General features: G+C 52.5%; 19 protein-coding genes and 1 pseudogene. 14 read left to right on the top strand and 6 right to left on the bottom strand.

The features are described 5' to 3' along the window. The first annotated feature begins 32 nt into the window (after nucleotides 1-32). Nucleotides 33-1,241: a VENN motif pre-toxin domain-containing protein gene (locus H7A79_RS01160; RefSeq protein ID WP_187000800.1), complete on the top strand. Its 1,209-nt coding sequence runs from the start codon at nucleotides 33-35 to the stop codon at nucleotides 1,239-1,241. A 17-nt stretch (nucleotides 1,242-1,258) separates the two neighbouring features. Further along, nucleotides 1,259-1,753 (top strand): immunity 42 family protein, encoded by a 495-nt coding sequence (locus H7A79_RS01155; protein WP_187000799.1) that lies wholly within the window; start codon nucleotides 1,259-1,261, stop codon nucleotides 1,751-1,753. 104 nt (nucleotides 1,754-1,857) lie between these two features. Here the strand turns inward: H7A79_RS01155 and H7A79_RS01150 are convergent, their stop codons facing one another. Beyond that, the gene (locus tag H7A79_RS01150; protein WP_187001758.1) at nucleotides 1,858-2,154 is read right to left on the bottom strand and encodes a hypothetical protein; all 297 of its coding nucleotides are present in this window, start codon (nucleotides 2,152-2,154) and stop codon (nucleotides 1,858-1,860) included. Between H7A79_RS01150 and H7A79_RS01145 the strand changes: the two genes are divergently transcribed. From H7A79_RS01145 to H7A79_RS01100, 10 genes and pseudogenes are all read left to right on the top strand, one after another. Next, nucleotides 2,059-3,300, top strand: coding sequence for a VENN motif pre-toxin domain-containing protein (locus H7A79_RS01145; protein WP_187000798.1), 1,242 nt, complete (start codon nucleotides 2,059-2,061; stop codon nucleotides 3,298-3,300). The genes H7A79_RS01150 and H7A79_RS01145 overlap by 96 nt on opposite strands. A 2-nt stretch (nucleotides 3,301-3,302) precedes the next feature. Continuing rightward, a complete protein-coding gene (locus H7A79_RS01140) occupies nucleotides 3,303-3,773 on the top strand; it encodes a hypothetical protein (RefSeq protein ID WP_187000797.1) in 471 nt (156 codons plus the stop codon). A 67-nt stretch (nucleotides 3,774-3,840) separates the two neighbouring features. After that, nucleotides 3,841-4,014, top strand: a pseudogene (locus H7A79_RS01135) (hemagglutinin repeat-containing protein); the annotation flags it as partial. A gap of 1,659 nt (nucleotides 4,015-5,673) precedes the next feature. Then, nucleotides 5,674-6,117 carry an HNH/endonuclease VII fold putative polymorphic toxin gene (locus tag H7A79_RS01130; RefSeq protein ID WP_343060899.1) on the top strand — a complete coding sequence of 148 codons (444 nt, stop codon included), beginning with the start codon at nucleotides 5,674-5,676 and terminating at the stop codon, nucleotides 6,115-6,117. Further along, nucleotides 6,117-6,560: a hypothetical protein gene (locus H7A79_RS01125; RefSeq protein WP_187000795.1), complete on the top strand. Its 444-nt coding sequence runs from the start codon at nucleotides 6,117-6,119 to the stop codon at nucleotides 6,558-6,560. The genes H7A79_RS01130 and H7A79_RS01125 overlap by 1 nt, the downstream gene beginning before the upstream one ends. 241 nt (nucleotides 6,561-6,801) lie before the next feature. Continuing rightward, on the top strand, nucleotides 6,802-7,218 hold the full coding sequence (locus tag H7A79_RS01120) for a hypothetical protein (protein WP_377057631.1): 417 nt from the start codon (nucleotides 6,802-6,804) through the stop codon (nucleotides 7,216-7,218). A gap of 152 nt (nucleotides 7,219-7,370) precedes the next feature. Then, nucleotides 7,371-12,566, top strand: coding sequence for a hemagglutinin repeat-containing protein (locus H7A79_RS01115; protein ID WP_187000794.1), 5,196 nt, complete (start codon nucleotides 7,371-7,373; stop codon nucleotides 12,564-12,566). A gap of 1 nt (nucleotide 12,567) precedes the next feature. Continuing rightward, entirely contained in the window at nucleotides 12,568-12,993 is a 426-nt protein-coding gene (locus H7A79_RS01110; RefSeq protein WP_187000793.1) for a hypothetical protein, read from the top strand. Between the two features lie 233 nt (nucleotides 12,994-13,226). Further along, complete coding sequence (locus H7A79_RS01105; protein ID WP_187000792.1) at nucleotides 13,227-13,610, top strand: hypothetical protein; 384 nt, start codon at nucleotides 13,227-13,229, stop codon at nucleotides 13,608-13,610. A 90-nt stretch (nucleotides 13,611-13,700) separates the two neighbouring features. After that, nucleotides 13,701-13,973 (top strand): hypothetical protein, encoded by a 273-nt coding sequence (locus H7A79_RS01100; protein ID WP_187000791.1) that lies wholly within the window; start codon nucleotides 13,701-13,703, stop codon nucleotides 13,971-13,973. A 128-nt stretch (nucleotides 13,974-14,101) separates the two neighbouring features. Here H7A79_RS01100 and H7A79_RS01095 read toward each other — a convergent pair whose 3' ends face one another. Next, nucleotides 14,102-14,878: a tetratricopeptide repeat protein gene (locus H7A79_RS01095; protein ID WP_135035070.1), complete on the bottom strand. Its 777-nt coding sequence runs from the start codon at nucleotides 14,876-14,878 to the stop codon at nucleotides 14,102-14,104. A gap of 179 nt (nucleotides 14,879-15,057) precedes the next feature. On the opposite strand from H7A79_RS01095, the gene radA reads away from it, so the two are divergent. Further along, a complete protein-coding gene (radA, locus tag H7A79_RS01090) occupies nucleotides 15,058-16,437 on the top strand; it encodes a DNA repair protein RadA (protein ID WP_187000790.1) in 1,380 nt (459 codons plus the stop codon). Nucleotides 16,438-16,661: 224 nt separating this feature from the next. Here the strand turns inward: radA and H7A79_RS01085 are convergent, their stop codons facing one another. Next, the gene (locus H7A79_RS01085) at nucleotides 16,662-18,836 is read right to left on the bottom strand and encodes a malate synthase G (RefSeq protein WP_187000789.1); all 2,175 of its coding nucleotides are present in this window, start codon (nucleotides 18,834-18,836) and stop codon (nucleotides 16,662-16,664) included. A 42-nt stretch (nucleotides 18,837-18,878) separates the two neighbouring features. After that, nucleotides 18,879-19,253 (bottom strand): hypothetical protein, encoded by a 375-nt coding sequence (locus H7A79_RS01080; RefSeq protein WP_187000788.1) that lies wholly within the window; start codon nucleotides 19,251-19,253, stop codon nucleotides 18,879-18,881. Between the two features lie 654 nt (nucleotides 19,254-19,907). Here H7A79_RS01080 and H7A79_RS01075 point away from each other — a divergent pair. Then, nucleotides 19,908-20,336, top strand: a complete 429-nt coding sequence (locus H7A79_RS01075) for a TOBE domain-containing protein (RefSeq protein WP_187000787.1) — start codon at nucleotides 19,908-19,910, stop codon at nucleotides 20,334-20,336. Nucleotides 20,337-20,951: 615 nt separating this feature from the next. Here the strand turns inward: H7A79_RS01075 and H7A79_RS01070 are convergent. Further along, nucleotides 20,952-22,301: a deoxyguanosinetriphosphate triphosphohydrolase gene (locus tag H7A79_RS01070; RefSeq protein ID WP_135035105.1), complete on the bottom strand. Its 1,350-nt coding sequence runs from the start codon at nucleotides 22,299-22,301 to the stop codon at nucleotides 20,952-20,954. 67 nt (nucleotides 22,302-22,368) lie between these two features. Continuing rightward, nucleotides 22,369-23,628, bottom strand: a complete 1,260-nt coding sequence (gene rho / locus H7A79_RS01065; RefSeq protein WP_135035084.1) for a transcription termination factor Rho — start codon at nucleotides 23,626-23,628, stop codon at nucleotides 22,369-22,371. Nucleotides 23,629-23,919: the final 291 nt, after the last annotated feature.

The following is a 23,919-nucleotide window of genomic DNA, read 5'->3' as shown; positions in this document are numbered from 1 at the left end:
TACTCGGCGGCAAAACCAACCTGCAGGCAGCGGTGAATACCGCCGGCCCCTACACTGCCGAAATCATCGGCCGAACCTTCGGCCAACACGGCAGCCACCCGAATAAAGGGCTGCAACTGATCGGCCATGCCCTCAACAGCGGCGTATCGGCTGCCGTAAACGGCGGCAGCTTTGCAGCCGGCGCCGTCAGCGGCGCAGGCAGCGAGCCGGCGGTCAAAGCCCTCACACAAACCCTGTACGGCAAAGAAGCCGCAGCCGACCCCGGCGCATTGGGCGAAAAGGAAAAGACACTGGTCAGCGGCCTGTCGGCGGCGTTTGGCGCGGTATCGGGCGGTTTGGCCGGCGGCTCGGCATTGAACGCGCAAATCGGTGCCGTGGCGGGGAAAAATGCGGTGGAGAATAATTATCTCCTTGCCAATCCGAAAGCAGAACTCCTTAAAACCTCAGGCTGCAAAACCAAAGCGGAATGCGAGCGGCTCCGCCGGCTCTATGAACGCGGTGAAATGACTGCCGCCAAAAATATCGGCGCCCCCGTTGTCGATACCTTCCTGGCCACACTGTTCCCTGCCTATGATTTTGGCAGCAGCTATGCCCAGGCGGATACGTCCGAAGAAAAAATGCTGGCTTTTATTGCCCTGGTTCCGGGTGAAAAATTGGGCAGAACAGCAGCCAATGCTTTGGAAAAAACGGTTGATTTGCTGAAAAACGGCAAGACTTCGGAAGCCTACCGCTATTTCCAAGTTATGGCCGATGGGCTCAAGCATGACCATGTTCCGCTGGCGATGGCTGCCGACAGCGGGAATGTGAGGATTCCGAAGGGTGGGATACCCAGTCAGGCTATGGCCAGTAAGGGGAATAAGGCAGGAACAATAGGAAATAACACCCGAGGGGAAAAATCCAAAGGGTCTTCAATTCCTGTTCCTGAGCCAAGAAAAATAGTTTTAACAGATGGAAGCACCTTAACATATCATTCAAATCCTAAGCATACTCCAGGAAATAGGGGGAGTCGCCAAGGGCTTACAGCTAGTATTGAACCTTCAAATTCTATTGTTTTATTTAAAAACTCGGTTCCATCAAAAGCAGGGGCTAGAGTTGCATATGACAAAGATACAAATACTGTCCATCAATTTTTTAGTGATGCTGATGGAAAAATTTATCATTGGTCTGGTACGCTCGATAGAAATAGAATTGATAAATTAAATATTGAAACTCGTAGAAAATTAGGCATTCCTGGAAAATAAATATATAGGATTATAAAATGATTTTTGGAGACCCATATTTATTTGGTATTTGGCTTGAAAAGGTTGATTCTTGGAATTCATTAGATTTCGAGAATAAATCAGAAGGCATCTGTGCCATTTTCATAAATGGCCACATGATACCTAACCAATTACCGGAGAAATCAACATTTCTAGATAATTCCATAAGGTCATTAACTAACTTTTTTGAAGTTATCGATAATCTGGAAAATGAAAAACTTTTTAATCTAAGCAAAGAAGATAGATTTAAATTTTTTGAAAAAACAGTGCATTATAAAAATCAAGATTTATCAGAAGAGGATTCTTTTGTATTCTGGCAGTATTGTTTAACAGATTATATAGATAATCCTATGGAGTGCGATAATATTTGGTACGTCTCATTTCAAAATAAAGAAAAATTAATTTATTTATATTACGATATTATTTATGAAATGGAATTTGAAAAAGGAACTATCAAACAAGTCATAGGGCAGGCTCTTAAAAGCAAGCCATAGCCTACATGAACCCTAAATTAACTAGGATGGGTACTTGCTGCCCGCCCTACACTTGCTTCAAAAGTAAAGCAATGAACGATTAGCAGTAGGACTACAAGCTATTCTTACGAACCTTCGGCCAACACGGCAGCCACCCGAATAAAGGGCTGCAACTGATCGGCCATGCCCTCAACAGCGGCGTATCGGCTGCCGTAAACGGCGGCAGCTTTGCAGCCGGCGCCGTCAGCGGCGCAGGCAGCGAGCCGGCGGTCAAAGCCCTCACACAAACCCTCTACGGCAAAGAAGCCGCAGCCGACCCCGGCGCATTGGGCGAAAAGGAAAAGACACTGGTCAGCGGCCTGTCGGCGGCGTTTGGCGCGGTATCGGGCGGTTTGGCCGGCGGCTCGGCATTGAACGCGCAAATCGGTGCCGTGGCGGGGCAGAATGCGGTGGAGAATAATTGGCTGCATTCCCAAACTGCCAAGAAGAAAGGCTGGTTATCCAAAACAGAAATTGAGCTGTTGGATAAATTGGCTAAACAATCCGGTGCACGCAGTATTGAGTATTTTATTCAAGAAGAGCAGAACATCCGCCAAAGTAAGATGAGCGGTGCCGATAAAGAAAAAGCTTTAGCCAACCTGAAGCGCGAATACGAAGCCGACAGCCGCAAAATGGAAGCTGCTGCCGCCAAACTGCCGAAAGGAAGTAAAGAACGCGGCCAATTATTTACCATTGCCAGTAAAATGCAGGGCATTGTATCCGTGCTTGCGCCGTATGAAAAATCCGAGTTTGTCCGCGCGGAACAGCGGGATTGGCTACCAAAATCCAACCCGATTATTCATGGCGGCGATAGTGGATTTACTGCTGTTCAGCGGCAATGGGCAATTAATGATGGAAAAACACCTGAGGAAGCCCGCTTCCAAACGGAAATGACGGCAGGCGGCAGAGGCGGAAACATTGCCAAAAGACCTGTGACAAAATCTCATGCAGCCGAGCGTCTGAGCACAGCAGATAAGCCCCGACAAACTGAAAACAGTAACCAAAAATTGGATGAAGCTTATTTCAAACAGCAATATGGTTCGGAAAATGTTCAAAGTGGCGGTGGTAACAGGCTGGGAACCCGTGAGCGGGTGGATAGGAATGTTCAGGAAACTAGAACTCATCGTAGCCAAACTGAGCTGGCAAGGGCTGGGCAGTTGGCAAATGAATTGAAGAACGGGAAGTTGCCAGGTACACCGATAGGTAAATTAGGAACACCGAGAACTATGCCTGCTTCAATCAATCCTAATGCTACCGCTGAAAGATTTGCTGAAACATTCTTAGGTAGAAGGCCTACTCAGGAAGAGTTGCGCAGAGGAATGAAAATGAATCGCGGTAACTGTGCGGGTTGCTGGAATGCACAAATGGCAGATGGTTCGACCATTATATATCGACCTGCGGGGAAGGCAAGCAGGGCAACTGATATTAATACTGCAACAGTAGAAATTCACAAGTCATCTAAGTTCACACCGTTAAATGGTAATAATGAATTATTAAAATTTAAATTTCCCTATTCAGGTACTAGATAATTATGAAAATGAATAAACATTTTGCCCAAAGAGTCCAATCTTTCTTGGAAGTTTTGGCATTGGAGCCTATTTCTATTGCATATATTTTGCACGATTGTAGTAGATTAGAACGACAATGCGCTGTTGATTTTGTATATAGAATTTTTATCTGTGATTTGGCAATAATCTATCCGGAAACCATTTTAACCAAAGTAGATGAATATTCTTATGATGGAATCAAAGATTTTTGTCACACGTTGGCCGTAAATCATCCATATGATGACGAATCTGTCATTTGGATTGATTCAGATTTTGGCCTAAATGCAAAAGGCATGGCATTTTTACGCCAATATCATCCAGAAGCATTTGAGCAAAGTCCAGGATCGCAGTCACCTGAACTTAATGTTTCCTTGATTGAAGCGTTAGAAAGGATTTTTGAGGACTATGGCGTAGAATGGGATGAGGAATATCCGCTGTTTCCAGTATTAACCTGAGACCGCCGACGGCAAAAACAGCAGCCTCGGCGCGTCGGTCGGCGTAGGCGTTTCCGCAGGCGCGCAAACCGGTGTCTACGCCTATGGCGAAGCAGGCGGCAGCAAAGGCAGCAACCGCTACCTTGCCCAAACCCACGACCACACCACCCTGAAAGCCGGCAACATCCGCTTGGCCAGCAAAGGCGACACCACCCTCAAAGGCGCGACCGCCACCGCCCGCCGCATTGATGCCGATGTGGGCGGCCGTCTGAACATCGAAAGCGTTCAAGACCATATCGAGCAGGACAACCAACAAAGCGGCGCGGGCGTACGCGTTCAAGTGTCCTTCGGCACCGCATGGGAAGCCTCGGGCAACTTCAGCCAAAGCAAAGCCTCGGGCAGCAGCGATACCGTATCCGTCCAATCCGGCCTCTTTGCCGGCGACGGCGGCTATCACATCAACGCCGACAGCGTCCACCTCAAAGGCGGCGCCATCGTATCGACCGCGCCTAAGGAGCAAAACGAGCTGACCGCCAACCGCCTCACCTTTGAAAACATCCAAAACCAAAGCAGCTACCAGGCAACGAATATCGGCTTAAGCGGCGGCTACGGCAAAAACCCCGACAAGGAACCGGGCTACACCGGCGGCAGCAGCTTCAGCCCTTCTTTACCGCAATATGAAAAAGGCAGCGACGGCAGCACCACCTACGCCGCCTTAAGCGAAGGCCGTCTGAATATAGCCGGTAAAGACACCACCGTACAGGAACTGGGCATCCACAGCGACAGCAGCAGCGCGCACAGAGCTGTTGCCGCCCTACCCGATTTGGCCAAAATTACGGAGAAACAGCAGGTTGTGGCCAAAGCCACCACCGACATCGTCTCCGCAGCGCGCAGCTTCAGCAGCAACCGCCAAAAAGCCGCCGCCGAAGACAAAGCCCAAGCCCAAGCAGAGTTTGAAGGCCGTCTGAAAGCGCGCAAAGACGGCAGCTACGAAGCCTTTGCCAAACTGGGCGAGAGCGAACGCCAAGCCGTCTTAATCAGCGGGTCAGAAGCCTACCGCAAAGCCGACACCGAAGCGCGAAACTGGGGCATCGGCGGCAGCAAATCCCGCGCAGCGAACGCCGGCACCACGCTGGTTACCGGCATACTCGGCGGCCAAAGCAACCTGCAAACCGCCGCCAACACCCTGTCGCCCTATGCCGCAGCCGCCATCGGCAACACCTTCGGCCACGGCGCAAACCAAAACGAAACCGCCCAACTGGCCGGCCACTTCCTCTTGGGTGCAACACTGGCCTATATCAACGGCGGCGACCCTTTAAGCGGCGGCAGTGCGGCGGTTGCAGCCGAAAAAGCGGCGCAATATCTGTCGCAGCAGTACCATGACGGAAAAACCGCCATCGACCCGCAAACGGGCAGGTTCAACCCCAACCTGCTGCCCGAGCAGATTAAAGAAGACATCAAAGCTGCTGCCGGCGTGATTGCGTCCATCGTCGGCGCCACCGGAGACAACGGAGCGGCGTTGAATGCCCAGATTGGCGGGGTGTTGGGGCAGAATGCGGTGGAGAATAATACTGCACTTGCTCGCTATCAAAATCGGGTAAATTTGCATGAAAATATTGCTGATGTTACCGACCCATTTGGTATTCTAACGCCGTTGTATAACATCAAAAATGCTTTAGGAGATTTAAATAAATTAAAGGATGAGAGCAGAAGAAAAGACCAGGATAAAATCAATCAAAATATTCAAGAATATCTTCAAAAACATGGTATTAAAATTCATTTGAATACCGCATATGAGGAAGTTAACGGGCAAGGAGTAACCCGTTTAGATACAGAAGGCAATCGTAAAGTATTGACTAAAGCACTGCAAGAATTTGCTCAAGCGAGTGCAACAACTCATGCTACATTTAGAGCAGAAAAAATGAGATTGGGGATTCCTACTACAATGCAGCCTACGGCAGTGCGCAGAGTTCCGTTGATGGAGAAGGATTATTTTACTGGGAAAGATAGACAAAAAACAGATTCTATACGCCAACCAATTTTTGCGACTGAATATTTATTCATTATAAATGGAAAAAACTATGTAATTCAAAACCATTCAGCAGGACATGATTTTGGTGAACTATCAGGAAGAGGAAACCAGGCAGCTCATTTCAATTCCAAACAGTTAGAATTGACAACCTATACTGTTTCGGGAAAAGTAAATGCAGATGTATGGAAACAAGAAAAAGATATGCCTCATAACAGGCAAACCTATACACCATCTAAGATTACAGGGGTTACGGAACATCGCTATACCAAACCATCGGTAAACGCCAAACCTAGCGAATCATTTTTCAAAAAACCTTTTTTGAAACGGAAGTGATGATGAAAAATAAATTCTTACTAGGCCAATGGGTATTTTTAAAAAATCTTTATGGAGAAAACGTTTTTGATAAATATGAGATTTATGTAGACAATGTATACTTTCAAAAATGGATAAATCCGTCTGGAATAAAAGGTTATATAATCAATATTGAAATTAAAATAGTAGCTCCTCCTGAGAATGTTATAAAAAATTGGGAAGGTACTCAAAGTACAAATTTAGTTCTTGGTTTTTATGGGGATTTTGGATTAGGCCATTTTCCAATGAGAAATAGAAACCTTTTAAAGTTAAAAGGGAAAAGGGTACGTTTTAATATTAACCTTCAACCTGAAGAAACATATCCGGAGATAAAAGTTATTTTACCCGACTCAGAAATATGTTTCAGAACCGCAGTATTAAATATTATGGGAATATCAGCCAACCGCAGTCCTCATGAACCCTAAAATCCACAGGTAGGGTGTGTATCCCTGCACGGACGCGTTCTATGGATTTAAATTCAATGCCGTCTGAAAATTGATAAGATTTTTCAGACGGCATTTATCATAAAGGTAAATATTCGAATACCCTTTACTGTTCAAACTACAAAGCCAGGCTGCCAGCAGCCGCCGCGCCATCTCCACCCAATCCGGCCTTTTTGCCGGCGGAGGAACAGCCTATCCAATTTATGGAAGATAAGGAAATAATATGATAACTATTTTTAAAGCTTATTATGATATTTATGAATTTAATGGAGAGTTATTAAAAAGATGTACATTCTTAGATGAAAAAAATAATGCAATAATGAAAGATAGAATATATGAATACTTAATTTATGTTTTAACAGGAGATCTTTATCTACAAAAAGATATCGATGAAAATTTAGAATTTATCCGTCAAGCAGAAAATAACCCCAATGAAGTTTATTCAGGAGGTGGGCAAGGTTTTTGTTGGGATATCTCTGCTGAAAAAGTTGTTTTTTATAACAACGAATTTGATGAAGAAGACGGCTGGCCTGATTTAAGCTGTTCTTTATCTATGTTTAAAGCCACGTTGCTTGCATGGAATGCTTTTTTACAGCTTTCTAAAAGCATACACACGGAACTGAAAACAGTTATAGATTAAAAGGCACACTGGCGGCCAACCGCATCCTGTCGCTCAAGCTCAAAGACAGCTTCAGCCCCGAACAAGACATCCGCGCCGGCGAAGGCCTGCATCTGACAACCGGAGGCAGCCTCACCAACCGCCGCACGCTGGAAGGCGGCCGTTTCCTGTTCTTGCAAGCCGCACACATCGACAACGCCGCCGCCGGCAAAATCCAATCCGGCAGCGGCACACAGCTCAAAGCCCGCAACATCGCCAACCGCGGCCTGATCAACAGCAACGGCCTGACGCTTTTGGATGCGGGCGGAACCGTGCTGAACACCGGCACCGGCCGTGTGTACGGCGATTGGGTGGGCATTGCGGCCGAAAAGCTGGTGAACCGGGAAGAAACAGCCGGCGGCCAAGCCAAAGCCGCCGCCATTGCCGCACGCAACCATTTGGCCGTGGGGGCAAAAGAGATCACCAATCAGGAAGGCGGCAGGCTTTCCAGCGAAGGCAGCCTGAGTATCGGCGGCAGTTTGGATGAGCAGCATCAGGCGCAGGGCACGGCCGGCCGTTTGGTGAATGCCGGCGCCACGGTTGAAGCGGGTAAAGACGCAAGAATCGCGGCAAAATCCCTGGAGAACCTGAACAAACATTTCCAGACCCGCGAATATTTAGACAGCAGCAGGCACATTATCTCTTACACCAAGGCCGGAGAGGCCGAACCTTTCTTTACGGTGGGTAAAGACGGGATCACCCGTAAAGCAGGCCGGCATGATTTCGGCTTTATCTATTATGACGGCCGTCCCGAACAATGGCTGCACAAATACGCTGTCGAACAATATTACCAAGCTGATTATGTTCAAAATATTTACCGGCAGGAAATCGTAAAAAGCCGTCCGGCACAAATTTTAACCGGCGGCGCTCTTCAGGCAGAAGGCAAATGGCTGAACCATAACAGTATGATTATGGCCGGCGGCATGATTACCGGCAAAGACAACATCGATAACCTGGCCGATAAAGATACCGTCCGCACCGTCAATACAGGCATGTTGAGACGCGGCAGTTATGACAGACACGGCTCCAGAGGCCGCCGTCATATCGAATTCGACAAAGAAAGCGGCCCTATTCCCAATCCGCCGGAGAGCCATCCTGATTTTGGTGTGAAATTGGCCCAAACGCAGGAATACAGCACTTCCCTACCCCGAACCGCCCCAACCGCAGAGCAGGCAAACCTTACCCCGGCCACCGTTACCCACGGCGGCAGCACCCCCGCGCCTATTAAAACCCTCAACACCGGCATCAGGCTGCCCACCTCCGGCCTGTATGCCGTCAACCCGGCCCACCCCGCCTATCTGGTCGAAACCGACCCGGCCTTTACCGACTACAGACAATGGCTCTCCAGCGACTACCTGCTCGATGCCCTCAACTCCGCCCCGGGCAGAATGCACAAACGCCTGGGCGACGGCTATTACGAGCAAAAGCTGGTAAACGAGCAAATCGCGCGCTTAACCGGCTACCGCCGCCTCGACGGTTACACCGACGACGAAGCCCAGTTCAAAGCCTTGATGGAAGCCGGCATCACCTTTGCCCGCGGGCAGCAGCTCGCCCCCGGCATCGCCCTGTCGCCCGAGCAGGCAGCCCGCCTCACCTCCGATATCGTTTGGTTGGAAGAACAAACCCTCACCCTGATTGACGGCAGCACCGTTACCGTGCTCGCCCCCAAAGTCTATCTCACCGTCAAACCCGGCGACATCAACGCCCACGGCGGTTTGATCAGCGCCGGCAAACTGGTGCTGGAAGGTGCCGGCAGCCTCGTCAACAGCGGCACCCTGGCCGGGCGCAAAATTGTCGACTTATCCGCCACCGACATCCAAAACAGCGGCCTCATTCAAGGCGGCAAAGTGCGTTTGCGCGGCAAAGACGTCAACATCGAAGGCGGCACCGTTGCCGCCGACACCCTCCTCTCCGTCGAAGCCGACCGCCTCCGCGTTGCCTCCACTACAGTCACCCACGGCGACGAGGGCAACGGTCAAACCCGAATCGACCGCGTCGCCGGGCTTTATGTCGGCAACGCTTCAGACGGCCTCTTAAGCCTCAAAGCCAACCAAAGCATCGATTTCGTGGCCGCCAACCTGCGCAACGAAGCGGCCAAAGGCCGAACCCGAATCGTTTCAGACGGCCGCATCGGTTTGGGCACTGCCAAGCTCGAATCCCGCAGCAGGCATGGAGAATCGGGCGCTAAAAACCACCGCCATGTTGCCCAAACTTGGGAAGCCGGCACCACCCTCGGTGCGAAAGGCGATATTCTGATTTCCGCCCAAGAAGATTTAACCGTCCGCCAAGGCAATATTGCCAGCAGTGACGGCCGCATCCTCCTCTCCGGCCGCAACGTCGACATCGGCGAAGGCCGCAAAACGCTGGATTTGAGCGAATCGGTTTACAGCAAATCGCGCGGCCTTGTTTCCAACAAAACCGGCCTCGACCAATACCGCCGCCGGCACGATGAAGCAGCAGGCAGCACCATCGAGGGCAAAGAAGTGGCGGTTGTTGCCGGAGCGGACATCAACGTGCGCGGCAGCAACATCGTTTCAGACGGCCGCACCCTGTTGAAGGCCGGCAATAATGTGAACCTCACCGCGGCACAAAGCACCTATCACGACACCGAACGCCGCCAAACCAAAAAATCCGGCCTGACGGGCTCGGGCGGCATCGGCTTCAGCATCGGCAGCAAAAAAGACACCGCCGACAACAGCAGCCGGACGCTGGTGAATCATGCCGCTACCGTCGGCAGCTTAAAAGGCGACACCGTCATTTGGGCCGGGCAAAACTACCGCCAAACCGGCTCGGCCGTCTCCTCGCCCGAAGGTGATGTATGGATCCGTGCGCGCAACATCGACATTGAAGCGGCGCAGGATACTTACGCCACCGACTACCGACGCACCTTCGAACAAAAAGGCCTGACCGTTGCCGTCAACATCCCTGTGGTCCAGGCCGCACAAAACGCGGTAGCAGCGGCCAAAACCGTCGGCAAAAGCAAAAACGGCCGCGTCAATGCCATGGCGGCGGCCAATGCCGCATGGCAGGCACGGCAGCTGCTGGCCGAAGAAAGCAGTCCGGCCAACCTCAAAGGCCTGGCCGACACCGCCTCCGCCCTATCCGCCGGCGATTGGAAATCCACAGCCGGCACATCCAACGTCAGCATATCGCTTACCTACGGCCGGCAAAAAAACACCGACCAACGCCATAGCGAAGGCACCGCCGCCCAAGGCAGCCGAATCATCGGCGGCGGCCAAGTCAGCCTGACAGCAGACCAAGGCCGTCTGAACATCACCGGCTCGGATGTGGCGGGTAAAGAAGGCACCTTATTGCGCGCCAAAGACATCGTGCTGCAATCGGCCGAACAACACCACAGCGAACGCAGCGACAACCGCAGCAGCGGCTGGAATGCCGGCGTTGCCGTCAGCTACGGCCAAAACGGCTTCGCCGCCGGCTTTACCGGCGGCGGCAACTACGGCAGAGGCTACGGCAACGGCGGCGAACTGACCCACCGCCACAGCCGCATCGGCAGCACCGGCAGCCGGGCCGTGATTCAAAGCAGCGGCGACACCACCCTCAAAGGCGCACAGGTGAAAGGCAACAGCGTTGCCCTTACCGCCCGAAACCTCACCATCGAAAGCCTGCAGGATACCGCCGTTTACCGCAGCAGGCAGCAAAACCTCAGCGGCCAGATTACCGTGGGCTACGGCTTCAGCGGCAGCGCCGGCTACAACCAAAGCAAAATCAACGCCGAACACCGAAGCGTGGGCAGACAATCCGGCATCTTTGCCGGAGACGGCGGCTTCCAAGTCAAGGTGGACAACCACACCGGCCTGAAAGGCGGTATCATCACCGCCGGCGAAGCAGCCGAACAAAACGGCCGCAACCGCTTTCAGACGGCCACCCTCAGCCGTTCCGACCTGAAAAACCACAGCCGCTATGAAGGCGACAGCTTCGGCATCGGCGTATCGACTACGCTCAGCGGCCAGACACTGGGGCAAAAAGCACCGACTGCCGACAGCCATGTGCAAAACGTTGCCGGTAAAAACAGCATCGGCAGCACCCTCGGCTACGGGCGCGACGGCGACAACCGGAGCAGCGTTACCCGAAGCGGCATCGGCACGCGCAATATCGTTATCGGCAACGATACCGATGGTACACAGGCAGCAGCGGTGTACACCGCCACCCGCACCGAAACCGCTGAAGCCAACACAGGCCGTCTGAACAATGCGTTTGACAAAGACACCGTGCAGCGCGAGATGGATTTGCAGCGGGAGGTGGGTCAGCAGTTTAGCCGCAATGTGCAGGAGGTAAAATCCGAACTCAACCGCCATATTGCCGATTTGAGCGCCCGTAAAGAAGCAGGATTAATCGGCAATGACGAATATGAAAAGCAACTTGCCAAATACGATACGCTGAAATTCCTGACCGACACTGTGAGCATGGGGCTGTCTACCCCGAGCGACAACTTGGGTGGTTCCCTGCTGGCGGCAGCCACTCCTGCCGTCAGCCGCGAAATCGGCGGCTATTTCAAAAAGCCCGACCCTGAAACCGGTAAAGACAAACAAGGTACGCCTGCACATTTGGCGGCACATATGGTTTGGAATGCCGCCGTTGCCCATGCGGCGGGCAACAATACTGCTACCGCCGCCCTATCCGCAGGCGGTTCCGAAGCAGCCGCCCCTATAATTTCCCATTGGCTGTTTAATCAGAAAGACCCGTCCAAACTCGATGAAGCACAAAAAGCGGCATTGGGTAATATTACGGGTTTGCTGGGCAGCGGAATCGGTGCGGTCTCCGGCGATTACCGCAATGTTGTTTCAGACGGCCTCATCGGTCAGGCGGCAACGGAACACAATAATGCGGCCAGAGCGGCACAGGGTGTGGCAATCCCTGCAATTGCTGCACTTTATTGTGCTTTGGACAAAAATTGCGAAAGCGTTACGGAAACCTTTACCGGCATAATGGCGGAGCAAAGGCGGCAGGCTCAGGAGGAGCGGGAGGCCATATTTGCAGCCATTCAGAACGGGCAGAAAGGCGATAAAAAAGCCCAGCCGAAGCCGCAGCAGCAGGGAAGTCAGGCTGCCACGGGTGCGCCTATGCCGCCTGATGATGAGGATGAGAAGAATTTATCTACAAGTGAAAAGAAAGAGATACGTTCCTTAAACAAACGGATAAAAGAACATCAAGATAAAATTGATGAATTTAAGAAAAATCCTACGGTTCGCCCTGGAATGGAAAAGTTATCTGAAGATATTATTAAAGCTGCTCAAGAAAGAAGAATTCTACATTTAGAAAGAGAGATTAAAGCTTTTAAAACCAGAATTAACTATTTGAAAGGAAAATAAAATGTTTTTAAAAAATAAAAATTTCATTTGTATGGATTCATTTGAAGAATTATATAAAAATATTACAAACACAATCCCAAGTACCTTACTAATAAGTGAAAATATATTACTAAACAATGCAGAAAAATTATCCAAAGCAATAGAAAATGTGAATATAAAATGGATTATTGTTATTGGGGAAAATCCATCGAGCCTGGAGGAATATTTAGATAACATAATTGAAGAAGGTTATAATAATTATCTTTTAGATATAATAACAACAAGTTTTCAATATAAGGAAGCAGAAGATATTGTCTTTGAATTTTTAGTTATATCTAAATTAGGTGCGCAAGAATACCAATTTATATCTATTTTAAATTTTAATATTCCCCAAGAGCTAACAATACTCGAGCTAATTAACACAGAAATAGGTAGCCAACCTAGCTAGCCGTAGTCTGTAAGCCCCCTAAAACTCCTGCGTAAGGTGGATGCCCATACACGCACTCGTTCTATAGTTTACAGTTCAATGCCGTCTGAAAAATCTTACAAATTTCAGACGGCATTTATGATAGAACCAAAATATTCGGCGCAACTACGGGCGATTACCGCAATGCCATTTCAGACGGCCTTATTGGGCAGACGGCAACGGAACACAATAATGCGTCCAGAGCTGCGAAAGGTGTGGCGATTCCTGCAATCGGTGCGCTTTATTGTGCGTTGGATAAAAATTGCGAAAGCGTTACGGAAACCTTTATCGGCATGATGGCGGAGCAAAGGCGGCAGGCTCAGGAAGAGCATGATGCTATTTTTGCTGCTATTCAGAATACGCAAAAAGGCGAGAAAAAGGCTCAGCCGAAGCCGCAGCAGGGAAGTCGGGCGGCCACGGGGGCGCCTATGCCGCCTGATGATGAGGATGAGAAGAAAGCAACTAAACATGGGGAACAAAGAAAAGCTGAAGCACAATACGACAGCCACAGAAGCGTAGGGGACTCGAATAGAGTAGTAAGAGAGGGGCAAAAATACTTAGATCAAAAAAACAGGAAATTATATTTATGTAAAAGGTGATAGAGTTGTTATCATGTCTCCATCAGGAAGACTTGTTACTCAATTTAAAAATACTCGAGCAAATACTGTTCAAAGAGTAAGGAGAGGTCAATGGACACCAATGTAATCCGGAAATTAGAAAAAAAAATATTCTATACCTTATATGAAGGTAAAATGATTATGGTTTATTTATTAAAAGATTTGAATAATGATAAGTTCTCTATTGTTATGGTAAATTTTTTGTTTGATAATGAAGGTTCAGACCTTGAAAACATAGAAGAGCTATATTTAGATTTAATTAAAGATAAATTGAAAAATCCATTTCTAACGTGGCACGAATCTATTGAATCAGCGTTACTACAACATTTTCAGGAATTTGGGTAGCAAACCGTAGCCTGTATGAAACCTAACTGTGGATTTAAATTCAATGCCGTCTGAAAGTTATAAGATTTTTCAGACGGCATTAGCTTGGGCGGCTCCCTGCTGAGCGGCGGCCGATGCCGATTTGCCGTTCAATTGTCCGGCATGGCCGACACCAGCTTGCACGCATCTTCATCACCGCTGCTGCACGACTGTCGGAACAACGCATGGGCTTTTTCAACATTTCTCACCACACCCCTGCCTTCCAAATACATATGCCCCAAATTATATTGTGCCACCGCGCTGCCCAAATCGGCAGCCTGTGTGTACCACAGCGCAGCTTTCTCCACATCGGCTTCCACGCCGCGGCCTTCGTCATAGAAAAAACCGATTTCAGTTTGCGCTTCCGCCAAGCCTTGCTTAGCGGCCTGCTCATACCAATAGGCGGCCTGCTTCATATCCTGCTCCACTCCCGTGCCGTGTGCATACATATAGGCAAGGTTTTTTTGGGCGGTTCCGTGGCCGTTTCCGGCCGCCTGCCTGAACCACCCGAAAGCCTGTTTGTAATCCTGCGCCACGCCGTAGCCGTAAAAATACATACGGCCGAGATTGTTTTGGGCATCGCCGTTGCCTTGCGCGGCAGCTTTACGGTACCACGATACCGCTGCTTTGGCGTTTTCTTTCACGCCCCGCCCTTCGTGATACATCATGCCCAAATGCGCCTGCGCTCCGGCATGGCCTTTTCGGGCTGCTTTGAGATACAGCTTAACCGCGCGCTGATCATCCTGCTCCACACCGCCGCCGGTTTCATAGGCTGATGCCATCTCGTATTGTGCCTGCCGGTCGGGTACGCGGGGGTCGGCGGCAACCGGCAGGGCGAAAACGGTCAAAACAGCGGCGGCCAAATGGGAATATGCAGCTTTTTTCATGGTTTCAACACGGGTAACGTTATTCTATTGAAATAATAACAACCGCATATTATGTGTGTTTGAAATAAAGATATACGGATATTTTTTAGCCCTTAAGGGTATATCCGGCGCGGTTTTGCGCTTACAATCGGTTTTTTCGCTGCCGTTCAGACGGCCTCTACCATCCGGCAGGAACCTTTATGGCAAAAGCACCGAAAACCGTTTACCAATGCAGCGGATGCGGCGGCACCGCGCCCAAATGGCAGGGCAGATGCCCGCATTGCGGCGAGTGGAACACGCTGCAAGAAAGCCTCGCCGCGCCCGAGCCGAAAAACGCGCGCTTCCAATCGTGGGCGGCGGATACCGCGCAGGTGCAGGATTTGTCAAAAGTTACCGCCATCGAAGTGCCGCGCGCGCCTACCGGCATGAGCGAACTCGACCGCGTGCTCGGCGGCGGCCTAGTTGGCGGGGCGGTGATTCTGCTCGGCGGCGACCCCGGCATCGGCAAATCGACACTGCTGCTGCAAACTGTGGCCGTGATGGCGAAAAACCGAAAGGTGCTGTATGTGTCGGGCGAAGAATCGGCGCAGCAGGTTGCGTTGCGCGCGCAGCGTTTGGGTTTGAAAAGCGAAGGCGTGAACCTGCTGGCCGAAATCCGCATGGAAGCGGTTCAGACGGCCTTAAAACAGCACGAACCTGCCGTTGTCGTTATCGATTCGATTCAAACCATGTATTCCGACCAAATCACTTCTGCACCGGGCTCGGTGTCGCAGGTGCGCGAATGCGCCGCCCAGCTTACCCGCATGGCCAAGCAGATGGGCATTGCTATGATTTTGGTGGGCCACGTTACCAAAGACGGCGCCATCGCCGGCCCGCGCGTGCTGGAGCATATGGTCGATACCGTGCTGTATTTCGAGGGCGACCAACATTCTAACTACCGCATGATACGCGCCATCAAAAACCGCTTCGGCGCGGCCAACGAATTGGGCGTGTTTGCCATGACCGAACACGGCCTGAAAGGCGTGTCCAACCCCTCGGCCATTTTTCTGGCCAGCTACCGTGATGATGTGCCGGGTTCTTGCGTGTTGGTAACGCAGGAGGGCAGCCGCCCGCTGCTGGTGGAAATTCAGGCGCTGGTGGACGATGCCCACGGCTTCACGCCCAAGCGGCTCACTGTCGGCCTCGAGCAAAACCGCCTCGCCATGCTGCTGGCCGTCTTAAACCGCCACGCCGGCATCGCCTGCTTCGACCAAGACGTGTTTCTCAACGCGGTGGGCGGCGTGAAAATCAACGAGCCGGCCGCCGACTTGGCAATTATCCTCGCCATGCTTTCCAGCTTCCGCAACCGCCCTCTGCCCGAAAAAATGGTGGCCTTCGGCGAAATCGGCTTAAGCGGCGAAGTGCGCCCCGTGGCGCGCGGGCAGGAGCGGCTCAAAGAAGCCGAAAAACTCGGCTTCAAGCGCGCGGTGGTGCCCAAAGCCAACCTGCCGCGCAACCCCAAAGAGTTTCCCAATCTGCAGATTTTCGGCGTGTCCGGTTTGCAGGATGCGGTGGAAGTGTGCCGAAATGCAGCAGAATAAACATAAACCGGGCACCGGGAAATGCAGAAAACACCTGCCAAACCATCTCTGCACACAACCGTTCAAACAACGATACAATAATAAATAAACCCGCTTCATTTCTGCTAACGAACGTCAGAAAATATCACAACTACCATACAGAACCCAAGGCAAAACCAACTGCACACAGGCCGTCTGAAACGCTTTCAGACGGCCTGTGTGCATCAGAATGCATTGCGCTATATTCAGCCTGCTTTGGCGACACGCCGCCAGTGGTGCAGCAGCGGCTCGGTGTAACCGTTGGGCTGCTCGGTGCCTTTAAAGATTAAATCGCAGGCAGCGAGAAAAGCGGGCGAAGTGGCGAAACGGCCGGCCATCGGCGTGTAGGCAGCATCGCCTTCGTTTTGCTTGTCCACTACGCCGGCCATGCGTTCCAGCGTTTCGCGCACCTGTGTTTCGCTCACTACGCCGTGCAGCAGCCAGTTGGCGATGTGCTGGCTGGAAATGCGCAGGGTGGCGCGGTCTTCCATCAGGCCTGTGTTGTGGATGTCGGGCACTTTCGAGCAGCCTACGCCCTGCTCCACCCAGCGCACCACGTAACCGAGTATGCCCTGGCAGTTGTTGTCGAGTTCCTGCCGGATATCTTCGGCAGACCAGTTGCGTTCTGCGGCAAACGGAATGGCGAGCAAATCATCGGTATGGTTGTGCGGCGGTTGTGCGAGCAGCGTTTTCTGCACATCAAACACATTTATCTGATGGTAATGCAGGGCGTGCAGGGTGGCGGCGGTGGGCGACGGCACCCAGGCGGTGGTGGCGCCGGATTTCGGGTGGCTGATTTTCTGTTTGAGCATTTCGGCCATCAAATCGGGCATCGCCCACATGCCTTTGCCGATTTGCGCTTTGCCCGGCAGGCCGCATTGCAGGCCGGTTTGCACGTTGTTTAATTCATAGGCGTTAATCCATCTGCTCGACTTCATATCGCCTTTGCGGATAAACGCGCCGCCGTGCATGGAGGTGTGCATTTCATCGCCGGTGCGGTCGAGAAAGCCCGTGTTGATAAACACCACGCGCTCTTTGGCCGCCTCAATGCAGGCGGCGAGATTGGCAGAGGTGCGGCGTTCTTCGTCCATAATGCCCATTTTCAGGGTATTGCGCGGCAGTTTGGCCAAATCTTCAAAGGCGGCAAACAATTCATCGGCAAACGCCACTTCTTCGGGGCCGTGCATTTTCGGCTTCACGATATACACCGAGCCTGCGCGGCTGTTTTTGTTTTCGCTGCGCTGGAAATCAAACGGGGCAATCAGCGCGGTCATCACGCCGTCAAGGATGCCTTCGGGAATTTCGCTGCCCGCTTCATCGAGCACGGCAGGGGTAGTCATCAGATGGCCGACATTGCGGATAAACAAAAGCGAGCGGCCGGGCAGTGTGAAGCTGCCGCTGCCGTCCGGCTTGGTGTAGGCGCGGTCGGGGTTGAGGCTGCGGGTGAAAGTTTTGCCGCCTTTTTCCACTTCTTCGGTGAGTGTGCCGCCCATCAGGCCGAACCAGTTGGCGTATACCAGCGTTTTGTCTTCGCCATCGACTGCGGCCACCGAGTCTTCGCAGTCCATAATGGTGCTCAAAGCTGCTTCGAGCACGATGTCTTTCACGCCGGCCGGGTCTTGGCTGCCGATGGGGCTGTTTTTGTCGATTAAGATATCGATATGCAGCCCGTTGTGTAAAAACAGCAGCGAAGCAGGCGCATCGGGGCTGCCGTTGTAGCCTGTGAAACATTCGGGCGAAGCCAGGCCGCTTTCGCTGCCGTTGTCCAGCCTGGCTTTCAGACGGCCCTGGGAAACGGTGTAGGCCGTAACGTCTTGATGGCTGCCTTGCGCCAGCGGAATGCTGTTGTCGAGAAATTTGCGGGCAAAGGCAATCACGGCATCGCCGCGCTTGGGATTGTAGCCTTTGCCGGGCGCAAGATCGCTGCTCTGCTCGATGGCATCGGTGCCGTAAAGCGCATCATAAAGGCTGCCCCAGCGGGCATTGGCGGCATTGAGCGCATAGCGGGCGTTGTTGATCGGCACCACCAGTTGCGGGCCGGCCTGCTCTGCCAGCTCACGATCAACATGAGCGGTGGTGATTTTGAATGCCGCGGGGGCATCGGCCAGATAGCCTAAGTCTTTTAAAAACGCCTGATAGGCCGCTTCGTCCTGCACAGGGCCGGGGTTTTGCTTGTGCCAGGCATCAAGTTCGGCCTGAATGCGGTCGCGCTTTTCCAAAAGGGCGCGGTTGCGCGGGGCAAACTGCCGCACCAAATCGGTGAAGCCCTGCCAGAATGCGGCGGATTCCACATTCGGGTGTTTGGCCAGCACTGCTTCGACAAACTGATAAAGATGGTTGTCCACCTGCAAGCCGGCGGCGCGGGTGTAGTTGTATGCCATATCGGATTCTCCTGAAATATTTTTTCTCATTGTGCCCTGCCGCTACTGCAGCAAAGCTAAGGCGAAAATATCATTAATCACGGGAATAATCCATAGTTTCCAACCGCCAATCTGCAACAGGCCGTCTGAAAACTCCTTATTCGGACGATCCGCTGAAACAAGCACGGGGCAGCAGTTATAATGGATCTGCTCCGTTTCAGTGCGGCGTTGCCGCGCTCCGGTGCGGAAAGATCGGTTTTGCAGGCCGCCTAAAACGGCAACCGAGCCGGCTCTGCATTGTTTGAGACCTTTACCAAATTCAAAAGCATCACAGAGAGTTGATTTGCCGTTGCCCGCGCGCGGGAGTTCAAACGTTCCGCATCTTAAATATGGGTTTCGCCAATGCTTCAACCATTCAATATATTCATTAATATTCATTGGCTTTCTGCCGGCACGGAAATAACGGTATTCAGGCCTTTCAGACGGCCTTAAGGTATTTTTGCAAAAGCCGGCCGGCAACGGCCTGCCAGCCCATGCCGGAATCAGGAGGGCCCGCTGCGGCAGAAGTATTTGACGCGGAGCTTGGCCGCAATCTGCTTTTGCGCACGGAACAAACGTTTGGACACCAGGCATCGATTGGGTATCATCGCCTTTATCTATGGTCGGCTCCGCATCTTCGCCGGCGGCAGATGCCCGGCCGTCTGAAGCAGCCGTATCCGCCGCAGCCTCCGCTTGACTGACCAACAAACTTTCAGACGGCCTCAAAAGCAACCGCATGCCCCGTCTGATTATTATAGAATACGGCAACAGCCCGGCTTGACCGTGTCCCGCTTGAAAGCCCTAAACGGTGTGCGGCCGGTTGGGAAAGGCCGTATCAACATATGCGTCTGCCGATATAAACACGGTCTGACCGGCAGCTTGGACGACAGCAGCTTCGTCCATTCCGCCCCGTTACCACCCTGCCCGGCGAAGCGGTCAAACGGCAACAGATTACGGTTGCTGCACGCAACACCGCCCGCGCCACGGATACAACCACCACAATCCGAACCTATCCACAAGCGGCCGGCGGCCGTCTGAAAAAGGAAAACCACCATGAAAACCAGCGCCCGAAACCAATTTGCCGGCACCGTGAAAACCATCAGGCAAGACGCTGTAAACAGCGAAGTAACCATCTCCCTGCCCGGCGGGCAGGAGCTGGCAGCCGCCATCACCCGCGAAAGCTGCGACAATCTGCGCCTGGCGGTGGGCAGCCCCGTGATTGTTTTAGTCAAATCCGCCCACATCGTTATCGCCACCGATTTGGAACACATCAAACTTTCCGCCCGCAACCGCTTAAACGGCGTCATCAGCAGCATCGAACGCGGTGCGGCAAACTCGGTGGTTACATTGGATGCGGGCGGCGGCACGCTGATTACGGCGGGCATCACCATGCAGAGCACCGAGCAGCTCGACCTGCATCCCGGCCAAAAGGCAAGTGCCATATTCCAAGCCGACAGCGTGATTTTGGGCGTGTTGGCCTGAATATTGTGCCCAACCGGCTTCGGCTTATGTTTTCGGGCGGCCGGCCAAGCCGGCCACCGCAGTTCGGCAACAACCAACCCGCCCAAACAGGCAAGACGGCAGCCGCTGCAACAAAGCAAGGCAAGGCTGCCATGATTCCAACATGAGTCCGACCCTACGGCAGTTTGTTATCAATACAGGCCGAAATTTTTGCAGAATCATCAAGGCCGTCTGAAACTACCCCCTGTCCCTGCTTCAACCAAGTGCCGGGTTGTTAAAGCCATAACAGATACTCCAAGCAGGCAAGGGCGGGGCGGATGGTTTCAGACGGCCGAAGCGGGTTTTAACAGGCTGAAACTTGTGTAACATTCAAAAAAACACCGCCAAAAGTGTGTTTGCCGCAATTTCCCTCAGGCATAAATTCCAATGTTCGGCATTTCAAGATTTGTTTAACCGGTATTCGGTATTTTCATTCCGATTCTGCCTGCGCGGGAGCTGCGCAGCAGACTTACGGAGCCGGTAGCGGCATTTCGGCTTTTCAGACGACCGCCGGCCGCTTGTGGATAGGTTCGGATTGTGATGGTTGCAGACGCGGGCGGTGTTGCGTGCACCAACCGCAATCTGTATGCCTGTCCACTACACCATGCCGATACCCGACACTTCCCGTGCCATTTTGGCAGCGGCGTTGTCGGTCATGCCGCCGACAAAATCGAGAATCTTCATATAGGCTTCATAAAGACTGTCGTTACGGGTAACCGGATCGCTGTTTTTCAGCAGCTCCAAAGCCAGCGACTGGCGCGCACTCACCTGCCTCTGAGTAACCAGCGCATAAGCGGCGGGAACCAGCAGGTCGAGAATCAAACCCAAACACGGAAAAGCCGCGATTTCAGTCATCAGCTTGCTTTGGTGGCGGAAAATGCGCGTGCGTGCCAGCTCTTTGGCTTTCTCGAGCGTGTTTTGCACTTCGGGGCTGCACAAAGCAAGCAGATCCCTGCCCTGAAATTGGTTGGAGAGCAAATCGTGCTGATGCGTCATAAAGGTTTGCGCCACATCTTCAATCGCCCGCCCGATGGCCATGCCGCGCAACATGGCGCAGCGTTGCAGGCTGCTTTGCGCCTGCCATGCGCCCGCCGTTTCGGTGAAGGTGAGCTCGGCCAAAATGCTTTCCACTTCGGCATCGCCGAGCAGGCCGATTTCAACCGCATCTTCCAAATCAAGCAGGGCGTAGCAGATGTCGTCTGCCGCCTCCATCAGATAAGACAAGGGGTGGCGTGCCCAGCGGTCGCCGCCCTGCCCGATTAGTCCCAATTCTTCGGCCACGCGGCGGATAAAAGGCAGCTCGGTTTGGTAGATATTGAATTTTTTGCGGCCGGCGGGCTCTAGCGTGGTCCACGGGTATTTCAGCAATGTGCCGATGGCGGCAGCCGTGAGCCGCATACCGCCCTTGCCGCGATACATTTCCAGGTTGGCCAAAATGCGCAGGCTGTGGGCATTGCCTTCGTAAGTCTGCACATCATTGCGCTGGGCTTCGCTCAACGGTTCGAGATAATGGTTGTGGGCGGGATTGCGGAACCAGTCGCGCAGCGCGTCTTCACCGGTATGGCCGAACGGCGGGTTGCCCAAATCATGCGCCAAACACGCCACCTGCACCACTGCGCCGATATCGCCCGGGGTGTTGCCCTGCGGCAGAAAGCCGCCGGCCTGCATCATCACGCCCACCCGGTTGCCCAAGCTGCGTCCCACACTGGCCACTTCCACGCTGTGGGTAAGGCGGTTGTGGGTGTGGTCGTGTTCGGCAAACGGATGCACCTGCGTTTTGCGCCCCAAACGGCGGAATGCGCCCGAAAACACCACGCGGTCGTAATCGATGTGGAAATCGGTGCGCAGCGCGTCGGCACCTTCCTGGGTGGAGGGCGTTACCGTAGGCACAATTTCGCCGTCTTTCAAACGGAAACGCCGGGTAGAAAGCAGTTGCTGCCAGTTCATTGTCTGCATAAGCCCTCAAGCCTTAGTTGACGGAAGGCCGTCTGAAATTTTCAGACGGCCTGTATGGTTATCTGCCGCGCATCAGTTCAAAAAATTCATTGTTGTCTTTAGAATCTCTGAGCTTGCCCACCAAAAACTCGGTGGCTTCGATTTCGTCCATCGGGTGCAGAAACTTGCGCAGCAGCCACATACGCTGAAGCTGGTCGTTGGGCACCAGCAACTCTTCGCGGCGCGTGCCGGATCTGTTGATGTTGATGGCGGGGAACACACGTTTTTCGGCAATGCGGCGGTCGAGATTGAGCTCCATATTGCCCGTGCCTTTAAACTCTTCGAAAATCACATCGTCCATGCGGCTGCCGGTATCCACCAGCGCAGTGGCGATAATGGTGAGCGAGCCGCCCTCTTCCACATTGCGCGCCGCGCCGAAAAAGCGTTTCGGGCGGTGCAGCGCATTGGCATCCACGCCGCCGGTGAGGATTTTGCCCGAAGCCGGCACCACGGTGTTGTAGGCGCGCGCCAGCCGGGTGATGGAATCCAGCAGAATCACCACATCTTTTTTGTGTTCCACCATGCGCTTGGCTTTTTCAATCACCATTTCGGCCACCTGCACATGACGCTGCGCCGGCTCGTCAAAAGTAGAAGCCACCACTTCGCCGCGCACGCTGCGCGACATTTCGGTTACTTCTTCCGGCCGCTCGTCAATCAGCAGAACAATCAGCTCCACCTCGGGGTAATTGGCCGTAACGGCATGCGCAATGTTTTGCAGCATTACGGTTTTACCGGTTTTCGGCGGTGCCACCAAAAGCGCGCGCTGGCCGAAGCCTATCGGCGAAACCAAATCAACGGCGCGGCCGGTGATATTCTCTTCGGCCTTGATGTCGCGCTCCAGTTTGAACTGCGTGGTAGGAAAAAGCGGCGTGAGGTTTTCAAACAGAATTTTGTGTTTGCACACCTCGGGATTATCGCCGTTGATGCTGTCCAAACGCACCAGCGCAAAATAACGCTCATTGTCTTTAGGCACACGCACACTGCCTTCGATGGTATCGCCGGTGTGCAGGTTGAAGCGGCGGATTTGGCTGGGCGACACATAAATATCGTCCGGGCCGGCCAGATAGGAAGTGTCGGCACTGCGCAAAAAACCGAAACCGTCTGGCAGAATTTCAAGCGTACCCGAGCAGGTAAACGATTCACCCTGCTTCATCATCTGGCGCACAATGGCAAAAACCAAATCTTGTTTGCGGAAACGGTTGGCATTTTCAATGCCATGCTGTTCAGCCATTTCCAGTAATCGGGAAATGTGTTGGGTTTGTAGTTCGGAAACGTGCATAAAATAGAAATAATGTATTGAAATAATGTATTAATGATGGGCAAGAACGGAAAACCAGACAGCAACGGAGCGTCCGAAATTTCAAAGATACTTAGGGATTCGATTGCCGATACGGCAGAAAGAACGACAAAATTTTTGTCGGAATCAGATTTTAGAGAATTCAGCAGGCAGTGTCAAACATATTGACACTCCACAGTCCCCGCCTCCGAGCGTTACACGACAATCAACAGCCACCGCAGATGCGGCAAGCTAAAACCGGACAACAGCCTATCAAAACCGCATCAAACAAAT

This window comes from Neisseria musculi (assembly GCF_014297595.2).
GTDB lineage: Bacteria > Pseudomonadota > Gammaproteobacteria > Burkholderiales > Neisseriaceae > Neisseria > Neisseria musculi.
This window is presented reverse-complemented; position numbering and strand designations above follow the sequence as displayed.